This window comes from Okeania sp. SIO2C2 (genome assembly GCF_010692625.1).
In the GTDB taxonomy this organism is placed as follows: domain Bacteria; phylum Cyanobacteriota; class Cyanobacteriia; order Cyanobacteriales; family Microcoleaceae; genus Okeania; species Okeania hirsuta.
Map to the genome: position 1 here is coordinate 487,406 of NZ_JAAHGM010000011.1, position 11,183 is coordinate 498,588.

The 11,183-nt window shown below is 34.9% G+C and carries 9 protein-coding genes; 8 read left to right on the top strand and 1 reads right to left on the bottom strand.

The window, feature by feature from the left end; translation table 11 throughout:
* The first annotated feature begins 297 nt into the window (after positions 1–297).
* The 8 genes from F6K18_RS12810 to F6K18_RS12845 all read left to right on the top strand — a co-directional run bounded on the left by F6K18_RS12810 (position 298) and on the right by F6K18_RS12845 (position 8,906).
* Positions 298–474, top strand: coding sequence for a hypothetical protein (locus tag F6K18_RS12810; protein ID WP_287521250.1), 177 nt, complete (start codon positions 298–300; stop codon positions 472–474).
* 201 nt (positions 475–675) lie between these two features.
* A complete protein-coding gene (locus F6K18_RS12815; protein WP_287521251.1) occupies positions 676–1,278 on the top strand; it encodes a hypothetical protein in 603 nt (200 codons plus the stop codon).
* Between the two features lie 99 nt (positions 1,279–1,377).
* A complete protein-coding gene (locus F6K18_RS12820; RefSeq protein WP_287521252.1) occupies positions 1,378–1,674 on the top strand; it encodes a hypothetical protein in 297 nt (98 codons plus the stop codon).
* Between the two features lie 473 nt (positions 1,675–2,147).
* Positions 2,148–2,399, top strand: a complete 252-nt coding sequence (locus F6K18_RS12825) for a UPF0175 family protein (protein WP_287521253.1) — start codon at positions 2,148–2,150, stop codon at positions 2,397–2,399.
* A gap of 547 nt (positions 2,400–2,946) precedes the next feature.
* The gene (locus tag F6K18_RS12830; RefSeq protein ID WP_287521254.1) at positions 2,947–3,690 is read left to right on the top strand and encodes a hypothetical protein; all 744 of its coding nucleotides are present in this window, start codon (positions 2,947–2,949) and stop codon (positions 3,688–3,690) included.
* A gap of 685 nt (positions 3,691–4,375) precedes the next feature.
* Positions 4,376–5,191: a hypothetical protein gene (locus F6K18_RS12835; protein ID WP_287521256.1), complete on the top strand. Its 816-nt coding sequence runs from the start codon at positions 4,376–4,378 to the stop codon at positions 5,189–5,191.
* Between the two features lie 358 nt (positions 5,192–5,549).
* The gene (locus F6K18_RS12840; protein WP_287521258.1) at positions 5,550–6,443 is read left to right on the top strand and encodes a hypothetical protein; all 894 of its coding nucleotides are present in this window, start codon (positions 5,550–5,552) and stop codon (positions 6,441–6,443) included.
* 306 nt (positions 6,444–6,749) lie between these two features.
* Positions 6,750–8,906: a hypothetical protein gene (locus tag F6K18_RS12845; RefSeq protein WP_287521259.1), complete on the top strand. Its 2,157-nt coding sequence runs from the start codon at positions 6,750–6,752 to the stop codon at positions 8,904–8,906.
* A 460-nt stretch (positions 8,907–9,366) separates the two neighbouring features.
* Here the strand turns inward: F6K18_RS12845 and F6K18_RS12850 are convergent, their stop codons facing one another.
* Positions 9,367–11,046 (bottom strand): glucosaminidase domain-containing protein, encoded by a 1,680-nt coding sequence (locus F6K18_RS12850; protein WP_287521260.1) that lies wholly within the window; start codon positions 11,044–11,046, stop codon positions 9,367–9,369.
* Positions 11,047–11,183 lie beyond the last annotated feature (137 nt).

Below are 11,183 nucleotides of genomic sequence, written 5' to 3' on the forward strand. Positions count from 1 at the left end.
TTTAAACTTAATTTTCCAAAAAAAGTTCAAATGAGCTATTTAGGGGTAAAAATGGGGGTAAAAAGGGTGCGATCGCTGCTTCATAGGCAATTTATTAAAAGTATTGATATGTAAGAGATATAGGGTGGTTGCTTGTCAAGAAATTTTCGTGTATTTTGGAGGTAAGTTATTCGCTCTGCGTAGGTGCTTATTAAGATGAGTAAAAAATTTTTGTTTTTGAGTGGGAGTGCGATCGCGTTTCCGTCAATATTATGTAAATCAAATTACAATTAATAATTTTGATATCAAACTACTACTATGGCTACTGAAAAGGTTAATCCAAGTTTGAAATGGCTACTTCAATCTGAATGGCGAGAAACATTCATTCCTAATTTAGGTAGAGAGCCATGGATAACTGTTTATTTTGATAAAGTTACTGAAAACGAGAATCTTGGCATATTTTCAGCCTTGATTCCAAATGCTAGCGAAACGTAGTTCTATCATTTTTAAATATCTTTTGCTGGAATGGAAAATTTTTAGAAAAATAACTATCTGAATTGTTAATCAGACTATAGGGATTGAGAATCTAGGCATCAAGAAAACTTTCAGAATATTTACCACCACTGCAATAAAATTAATAGTTAAGCAGCTTTCAAGCAACTAACAATATGACTTATATTTTATTTATACTGCGTAATGAGTAAATTGCTTTCACTTCTTTCATTCATAAATCCATGGGCAATTGGAGTCATAATTCTGTGCATAGGAATATTTATAACTATTGTTCCTATAATCAGAGCTTTTTTAAAGAAAATTGATTTAGATAGTGCTGGAACCTGGTTTGATAATGCCAATAATCTTGGAGAAGAACAAGAGAGGTTAAAAGAACACTTTAGTAGAATAAAAGGAACTTTAGTCTACTGGAAAAATCAGGCAGCAGCTTACCAAAGGCTTGACTCAGCACGAGTAATTTGGAGTTTGATTTCAGCCATTAGTTTGCCTGTTCTTATCCAATTTTATGATGCAACAAATAAATTGGCAGTTAGCTTTATGACTTTGTTGACAACATGGACAGGGTTGATTGTAACTTTAGCTTACACCTTTAAGGCAGAGCAAAAATATCAAGGATTTCGTCAACAAGAATCTGATTACTATGACATTAGTCGTACTTTGCTTGACTTTCCAAATTCAGATCCTCAACTTCTCAAACAGCAGGTTGATGAATATATACAAAAGGTAGCAGATATTCGGAAGTTTGCTCGTAGAATTGAAACTGGGAGTCCTCCGTCTGCCCTCTAGGAAGTGCAAGTGCTGTTGGTTATATTTAGCTGAAATAGCAAATTTCCCATGACTGGGCTACAATTCACTTAAACTTATTTCTGCTTCTTTAAATGAACTATGAAAAAGATTTTTAAGCTTCTCAGTAAGGAAGTTTTAAGCAAGGCTCAAGTTAGAATAAAATTACCAATACCATTTATAAGTTATGAAATTCCTCTTAATGAAGTTATCGATCCCCAAAGCATAGATACCAGAATTAGTCGATTAAGCGATATAAAAAAAGAGCTAGAGTCTGCAATATTGGCTGTAGAATCATTGCAAAGTGAGGCTCAAGAAAACAAGGAAAAAGTTAGTAAGTTACAAGAACGTATTCATGAGTTAGAGGAGGATAAAAGTACCGCAGAAACTGTTCTATAGTCATTCTGGTTTAGATTGAGACGAGTTTTTCTTGCTGTGAAAGGATTTGAGCTGAAAAAGTGCCCCATTCTTATTCAGAATAACTATAAAAGTTCCTCAAGAATCCTTTGCTCGTCTGATCGAAAACGCTAGTTCTAAGGGAAGAGTTCGAGGATGGATTGAAGGCTTAATTCTTGGCTTGCTATCTGGAGTTATTTCTAGCCTTGCAGTTTGGTTTTTCACTGAAAATATTACTACCCTACCTCAGAAACCTTCTACTCAGGAACAATCAAGACCTATTTCTTCAAAATCAATGGTAAATTATCAGAATTAATCCCTAAAAATGGTATTTCTGGGTCAGAATCTACCAATTACAACCTATTCAAAAGTTTCTGTAAAATAGCTTTCAAATAGCGATCGCCAACTTCCTAACTTTTCAATTCACTCAAATAATATTATTTTGCAATTAATACTCTTAACAAAAAAGAGATTTTATGTACCAACTAATCATCAACAGACCAGAAGAAACAGCCTTAACCTTAAAATTAACCCTAGAACAACTTAGTCAAGAAATGCAATTAATTGCTACTATTAAACTTTATGAATTAGGTCGTCTTTTTTCCAGAGCAGCAGCAAATTTGCTGGGAATTCCTAAACCCTTATTTTTAACAAAATTAGCTGATTATGGAGTAGAAACTTTTCAACTTACTGAAGCGGAATTAGCTGAAGAATTGAAAAGTGCCTAATATTATTGTTAATACTTTACTTAACAAAGGAGATATCTAATGAGTTTGTCTGTCATTGATCAGGTAGTCGAACAATTAAAAACTATGCCACAGCACTTACAATACCAGGTGCTTGAATTTGCTCAGAAATTGCTAAAAACTGAAGTCAGGGAAAAGGCAAGGTGGATTATTTGTTCGCCAAAGTCGCGGAGTTTGCGGAAGTCTTCGGTAAGATGGGGGTAGCGATCGCTATGGATTTAATCAGATATTCTTCGGCTTCAGAATAGCAACTTAAATCTTTATAAATTAATCCCAAATTGTTGGAAATATTTGCTACTAATATATTTTCTTTGTAAGCAGAAGAGATTAACACCTTTGGAAAAAGAATGTGTTTGAATAATCAGGGCAGTTAAAAGACATATACAGGCAATGTCCCTTAGACTAAAAAGATAAATTATGACCTAAAAAATAGTATCAAAGCTATTCATTCTGACCCCTGACTCCTGACTTCTAAGAAATAACCTAGTTATTTGTAGCAAATATTTATCAAATTGGTATTAACTCTAAAATGGGAGTAGTTTATATAGGCGATCGCGCCGTCGGCAAAACTCACTTAGCATTAGAATTGGCCAATCCCCAAGGAAATTATGTCCAGGTTTCTTTGGTCAATCAAAATTATCAAAATCTCCAGGCAAATTTACTTAATTTAGATGGTACTGCTAAACCTACTCAAAGCATTGAAAAGCGTTCTTTGGATGTGAAAGTTAGACTTTCTACTGGTATTAGTAAAATTTCTGTAGATTGGATAGATTCTCCTGGGGAATTATTTCGTAGATCATGGCAATCTGAGCATATTAATGAATGGCAAGATTTTAAAGAAACAATGGGTAAAAGTGAAGGAATTTTTTTAATTGTTCCTCCCTATAGAGAAATTTTACAGCCTCATATTAACCAGGAAAATTATATTACTCAGCAGCAATGGTGCAATAGATTTAATCGTTGGAAAGACTTTTTTATTTATGATTGTCCTCAAGTTAGACGTATTGTAATATGTCTGAATAAAGCTGATTTAATTGATTGTAATCTTGAGCACGAAATTTATAAATTGGCTTATTTACCTCATGGTTATACTATGAATTGGCTGCAACGGCATAATTATGTGGTTAATAGTTATTTTTTACCCCTTAAGTCACAGTTGGAACAAATAAATAGTAGTCGTTCTGGTTTGTCTGTTCGGTGTTTTATTACGAGTATTTATCACCGTAGTTTATTAGAATTACCTTGGATTTATTTAGCTAGTTATTTAGCTTGAAAGAAGGAAGAGGGAAGAAGGAAGAAGGAAGAGGGAAGAAGGAAGCAATAAGTATAGCCAGTGGGAGCATCTTGCTCCCATTATAAAAACAAGGAAGAAGGAAAAAGTAAAAAGGCAAAAGTGAAAGTTTTGTAATTGAGTTAGATAACAGAGAATTAAAAGTTATATCAAGTTGCACTGATTAACCACAATATAAAAAGATGAAAAAGATGGCATACTCCTCAAGAGTCATCTTAAGATGACTTAAACTATTAGCCAAGGATTTCAATCCTTGGTGAGGTTGGCGAGCCATGTCATCCGCCAAGAAATAAATTTCTTGGCTCAAAACAGAAGTCATCTCAAGATGACTAAAGATAGCTAATACCAAGCGTGAAAAAAGAATGCTATATTGAAGTGACACTTCAATTATTAAGTAATTAACACAGACTGAATATTTTTTTTTGATAATTATTAGCCAGTTATTGTTAATTATTCTTATTTTTACCTCTGCTCTAATCCCTCACTCCCCTACTCCCCCACTCAAGAAAATGTAGCAAACATTTATCAAATTGGTATAATTTATTATGGCTAATTAATGAGACTTGATATTACTGCCAAGGTACCCTCCTTCAATCTTAGAATAAATTATTAATTATTTGCTGAAGTGCTGACTGCTTACATAGTAAACACAAATTTAATCAAAAAAATGGGGAATATTTGTATTATTGGACCTACGGGCGCGGGCAAGACTACTTATCTAGCAGGATTGGCTTATTGGCCGGAAAAAACTCACCCAAATTTTCAAATTACAGGCATTACTAATGATGCTCAAAATTTAGTTAATAAGGCTGAAACAATTATTCTCAATGGTGCTTCTTTAGAACCCACTATTATTGATGGAATAAAAATCAAAAGTTTCTATGATTTACCTTTGTATTCTTTTCAGATAGAAATTAAGCGTTGGTGGCAAAAAAAACCAGAAGAAATTAATCTAGTAGTACGAGATTATCCAGGAGAAATTTTTAATGAATTACAAACAGGTATTTCTAATCCTTTACATCAAGAATTTCTCGATGAATGTCTAATCAAAGATAATGTCGGTTGTCTAATTTTACTCCATAAATGGGAGCCAGGAATCGACATATTTTATAGTAATGTGATGGAGAAATTTATTAATTTAATTGATGAGCGCGACCGCTCCCAAGATTTACGCCTAGCTATAGCAATGAGTAAATGTGAAAGAGGAGAAATTTGGCCTGGTCGTCTTGACCCAGAATTAGACATATTTAAAGTGCATTTACCAAGAACAACCAGTATTTTACAAAAGCGTATTCCTCAACAAAATTTACGGTTTTATGCTATATCTACTTTTGGCGTTCTACAACGAAATGACCCCCGCCCAAATCGTACTGATGAATTAGGAAGTCCCCACTCAATTTTACGGGAACCTTTGAAATGGAAACCTTATGGCATAGTTTCACCCCTGTATTGGTTAAGTCAAGGTAAAACAATTAATAATTAATAATTAATAATTAATAATTACCTCTCCTTAAAAATAAGAGGTTGACTCAAAGGAAAATTTTTATTTATTATCCCCTTAAAAGGCTATGCTTTATAAACATCTTTACTTAACAGAAAAATTGACAAAATAGACAAGTTATGTATAAGTCTTTCAAAGGTTTTTGTCAGAGAAAAAATGTATGAAAAAGTACATTTTTTTGAGAACTTAAGTAGTTTTTCCTATCTACTATGATTCTTTCCTTCCTACTCCCCTGCTCCCTACTCCCCTGCTCCCCTACTTCCTACAAGGTTTTCAGGAGTTCCTTATAAGGGATAGCTTAAAAGGGGAGGCTTTAAACCACAAATTTTCGGTAAAAATAATGTTTAACTCCCTATTAAAGACCAGAATTAATGAGAATTTAAAAGAGGAAAATTGTTCTGGCATTTTACGAGTAATAGGCGATCGCGCTGCTGGTAAAACTACTTATATGGCTGCTTTAGCTAGATGGCCAAATGCTGATTTTTCTAGTCCTGTTGAATTAGTTACTCCAGCAAATAAAGATGGAGAATATTTGATTAAGCAGGCACAAAATTTGATAGAGGAAGGGTTACAAATTGAACAAACTCGTCTAGCTAATGATGTGCTAGAAATTAAGGATTATAGTTTAAGAATTACTCTCAAACCAGAAGATAATTCGAGGCGATCAAATACTGTTTTAAATCTAGATATTAGTTGCAAAGATTATTCTGGAGAATTTTTCAGCGATGTACTTCAGCAAACAGATTCTCAATTACTTCGAGACTACTTAAATGATTGTTTTCCAGCTACGGGAATTATGTTAATGATTGATGGTACAACTCATCGTAAAGATTTAGAATATGCCAGAGGAGTCGATCGACTTTTAGTAGCATTAGCAGGTCGGGATTTGTTTAGTGAAAAACGGCGTATTGCTTTGGTTTTAACTAAGTGTGAATTAGCTGATTTATGGGTAAATAGAAATAGACCGAAGTTTTTGGCAGAGGCACGGTTTCCTACTATTTTTAAAAGATTAGAATCTTGGCAAAATTTGGGAATGGGTAATGTGGAATATTTTACAACTTCTGCTTTTGGTGTGACAGGAAATAAATATTTAAAACCAAATTCTCAGCAAATTTATCGGGGTCGTGGTGGGGTAGCATCAGTATTAGAAGACTCGAAAAAATGGCGACCTTTTGGCTTAGTTTCTCCTATATATTGGATTTGTACGGGCAAACGTAATTCACAATTAGATTAGGGTTAATATTGTATTTTAGGGAGTAGGGAGTAGGGAGTAGGGAGTAGGGGGAAATAATTGATAGTTTATGTGCGATAATTAATTTTATTTTTTATTATCACCAGATGTCTAATATTGTTTGATTATTAATATCGTTTTATTATTGGGAATGGATTTAACAAAAAAATGGTAGTCCTGCATAGTAATGGTATACAAGGAACAAGAGATGCTTGGCACGGGAGCAAGATGCTCCCACTGTTCTCGTAACAAAAATAATGCAATGCACAACCATTACAATGCACCACCACCAAAAAAATTAATTTGCCCATGGAAACAATTGAAATTCACGAGTTCAGCACAGGTATAATTCCCGAAATATTACCCGATGGTAAATGGATTTCTCGGGGATTTAAAGTAGGGGAATATATGAACTTAACCTTAACTCAAGTTCCCCATACTGTAGGAAGAGCAATTGCTAATAAAGGCTTTGAAGTAGCCAAAGACCGTAATAGTCAAGAACCTACTTTTGTAGGGCGAGTTGTCTTAAGTATAAGTAATGAAGAACCAGATTATTCAGTAGTTGCTGTAGTCACTACTGGACAAGATGAGTATGGACGTTCGACTTCTTTTTATCGTTATTTTCTCTGCACTGGTAAAGATAATATTTGGCAAATATTAGACTGGATAAGTACTCAACAACAACAAGGTGTTAATCCGGTATTTAATCCATCTGAAACTAAAGAAGTTGGTAAACCAAATCAACATACAGTTACGACAAAATCAGAAATAAATTTACCCACAGAATGGCAAAATTGGCTGAGTAGTCAAGTTATACCTGTAATAATTTATACTGAATTATCTGACTTACAAATTATTAATAAAATGGCTGAAATTAAAGCCAACAATCTACCTATATCATGGGCTTATAATGTCGAAGCAATTGAACGACCAGAACAATTTATTATTATTCATCCTGCTAATACTGAAGTAGAAGCAAATCTGTTACAAATACAGACAAAGATGATGAAAAATCCCAGGGAAAATATCTCAACAAATATAGATGAAGCAGCTATAGAAACAGCAATTAAAGGATTAATTAGTGGTTCTCAAATAAAACAAGAATGGGTAGAAAATTTAATTTTAAAATTACAGAATGGTCAAGTTACATCAAAATATTTAAACAACCTGTTTGATAATCTGGGGGCGAGTAATGCTGTAAAACAAGAAAATGCTAATGCTCAAATGGTTAGGTTATTAACTTTAAGAGCAATTTTTATTCCCGAAACTTTACCAGAATATCTGAATTGGTTAAATATTACTGGAGATGAAAAAAAAGAAGATGAGAAACAAAAAATATCTCTAAAATTACAATCTCAACTGAAAAATTATCAAAAATCATTAGATCCATTAATTGTACTAGGAATGAATTACGCCTTCTATCAAATATTAGGAGGAAAAATATCTGTTCCTGCTTTCTGTTGGCTATTAAAAACTAAAAATAGTTTATGGTCAACCTATTCTACTATAATCAAACAACAAGTTCGCCACGATTTAGAATATTTAGAATCTTTGGGGAACAATTTATTAAACACAAATATTGACCAAGAAATAGAGCAACTAATTTATGGAAATACTATTTGGAAAAAACTCATTTCCCACTTAAAATATCGTCGCGATCGCTGCAATTATTATCAACCTTTTGCCGAGTTATTCTCTCAACTACCTGATTATGAGTTAGCAGCTTATTTTCATCAACTCAGTAATGGAAAAGTCCCAAAATTAATATTTACATCAGCATTTCCGAGGTTAAAGTCAATTTATGAAATTAGAGTTTTTGGGTTAAATGTTCGGCAAGAATTAACTGTTTATGACCGAATAATTATTTCTATCAAAAAGTATGGCGTACAAGTAGCAGTAACATTTTTATTACTGCTTTCTCATGGTCTATCTTTTGTTTTAGGATATCAGGCAAGTAAATTTAATAATGGTACTATTTCTGAACCGATAAAAAATGAACCTTCTACTTTTTCAGAAGAACAATTAACTGATAGTTCAACAAAAAATGTTCGTGCAATTTCCTCAGTAAAAATGGAAAAAGCACTAGAAAAATTTCCCACTACTAGCAGTGTAATTCGAGAAATAGTCCGGGAACTAGAGACAGAAATATTATCTCAAAATTCAACAGTAGTTACATCAGAAGACGCACGCTTAAAAATTATTCAAGCAATTAAGCAAATTCTAGAAAATGATATAAAACTTCAGTATGCTGGGGCGATAGAAGATGAGCTTTTGGGAGAACCAGAGAAATATTTAGAAGCACAAAAACAATGGATAGAAGCCATTTATTCTTATCAGCAAAAGTTTTTTAGTAGTGGTTTTGGCTATATAGAACCAGATAAACAAACAGCAGGTAGATTAAAGTGTAATATAGCTGATTTATTGGATATTCAATTACAACAAAGACCTCAATATTGTGAGGAGTAGTAGGGGCGTTAACGATAGTTATGCGCCAGCAAACAGCGTTCGCCCTTAGAGGAAGGAAGAGAATTTAGAAAAATTTAGCCATGACGTTCAGATGGAACATTTTTTTATACCGAATTAAACGGAATTTCATAAATTCTAAAAATTCAACTTTTTTTCCCTCTTTTTTATTATTAGTGCAGGATGGCAGAAATAATATCATGTCCGGTAGCATCGGTATTTTCAACAATTAATAATTAATTATTAATAAGTAAGCGTGAAGGTAAGGAAGAAGGAAGAAGAAAGAGGGAAGAGAAAAGAAGGCTTAAAAGCGTGAAAAAACCTAAATTTCCTGTAGATATTCACGCTAACTTTTACACAAACGATATCATGTCCCTTGACATCAATCCTTATTTGGCAAGGGTTTTGAGGTGCTTGTCACCCCGTGAGACCTCCGATACTACCGGACTCGAGCTGAAATCAACTAGGAATACCACTCAACAATGGCATCAAAAATTGCCTCCGCTGCTTTCTCAACTCTGTCTACCACGATCGCATTGGAATTCATGGCATTAATCAAGAAAGATTCACACAAGACACAGACAGGACAATTGGTCTTTTCTGCTGCTCTTAAAACTCCTAATGGAGCAGGATAAACGCCCTTCGGTAAATCGCTACGGTGTTGGGCGCACAAAGGCAAATCAACAGCGTCAGCAATTTTATCGGCACACAACGCAGCAAATTCTTTAGAACCTCGTTTAGCAAAAGAACTATGTACCATTACACAACTGTAATGATCTATATGCTTGTGAGGATCAGCCACAGAGTTAAGATGCAATGAGATAAACATATCATGATTAGCCGCTCGTCGTCCGATCGCACTTAAAAAATCCTCATTAGGATTGTAGATATCAACGGTTGCCCCTTGTTCCCGTAAGAAAGTGGCTAATACTTCAGCTTGACGAGCGACATGAAAATGTTCTTGAGGATAATCAGGGTAATAACCCTGCGCTCCAGGGTGTTGGGCACTATGTCCGGGATCTAAAAGGAAACGTTTGCCTTGTAAACGTTGGGATGGGGGTAGAGGATATAAGGGAACGCTCGAAAGATCCGTGGGAATACTGACAGCCCAAGTTCGAGCATTAGGATATTTAGTAAGCATTTCTGCTAACACTGTCGAGAGATCGGCCACAGTTCGTTCTAGAGGAATTTTATAAAGAGCTTCTCCTCCAGCCATGCAAACAAGGTAATACTCATTGTCTTGGGTACATTTAACAATCTTGTACCAGCCATGTTCTTCTTGAGAATAGTCGAAAAATAGAATATTCTTCGCTTCACTAAAGAACTTATCAACTTTGCTCATGTACTCAGGATCGGTAGCGTAACCTCCATCGTAGAGATGCTTAATAAAGTTGTAAGCAGTATCAGTATTTTCCCCACCTTGATAATGGTCGCGGTTAATAAAGGCAAGATAACACTCGAGGTAGGTTTCCGGTGTATTGGCGCAAACATAGTCTGTGAGAACGCCGTCTGAAGAAGAGCGGTATGGATAAGGAGTTGCGCCTTCAATGTCTTTGTGAACATCCCGAAACTGCATTCCATTAAAGTTGTTTTTTGTCAGCGCCAATTCGCTGGTTCCCCGACCACTTTCATGGAGTGATTGAGCAATAATGCCAACTTTAAAATGTTGTTTAAGATTGCTCCGGGCAACCACTTCTACCCATTTTTGAAACGGTTTGGGATAATTTTCTAATAGATTATTTCGAGGACGTACAGGGTTGTAATCAACATAGTAGGCAGCAACAAACCCCTGTTTTCCCTCATATTCAATTTTGTACCAGTCAGTTCGATTCCCTTGACCGTAAGCATCTCCTACTACCCGATCATCTAGAATCTTACAAATTGCCCACGGTGGTAAACGGAACATCACAGCAGATGCAGTTGAAGGTTCACGACGTACATTCAGGCCAGTAATTACTTGCTCATTGACTCGCCCTTCATCTTCTTCTGGATCAATCAGCTTAGCTTGATCGAGATAGGGTGTCGGATTGAGTAAATCAGAACGACGTTCATACTGGCGTTGCGGTACATCGTGATAAGTCCAATTTCCCCATTGAGTTAACCCTCCACTGCTCGTTCCTTTGTACATTTCCAAATGCAGCATTGAAGTCTTCGGCGTTGCTGAAGCGCAGGTATGATTAGGAAAAAGAGCGATCGCTCTTTTGTGATATTGAGCAGAGATTTAAAATTATGCAGTGTCCCGAATGTAAGTCAACTCATATCAATAAAAATGGCCATAAA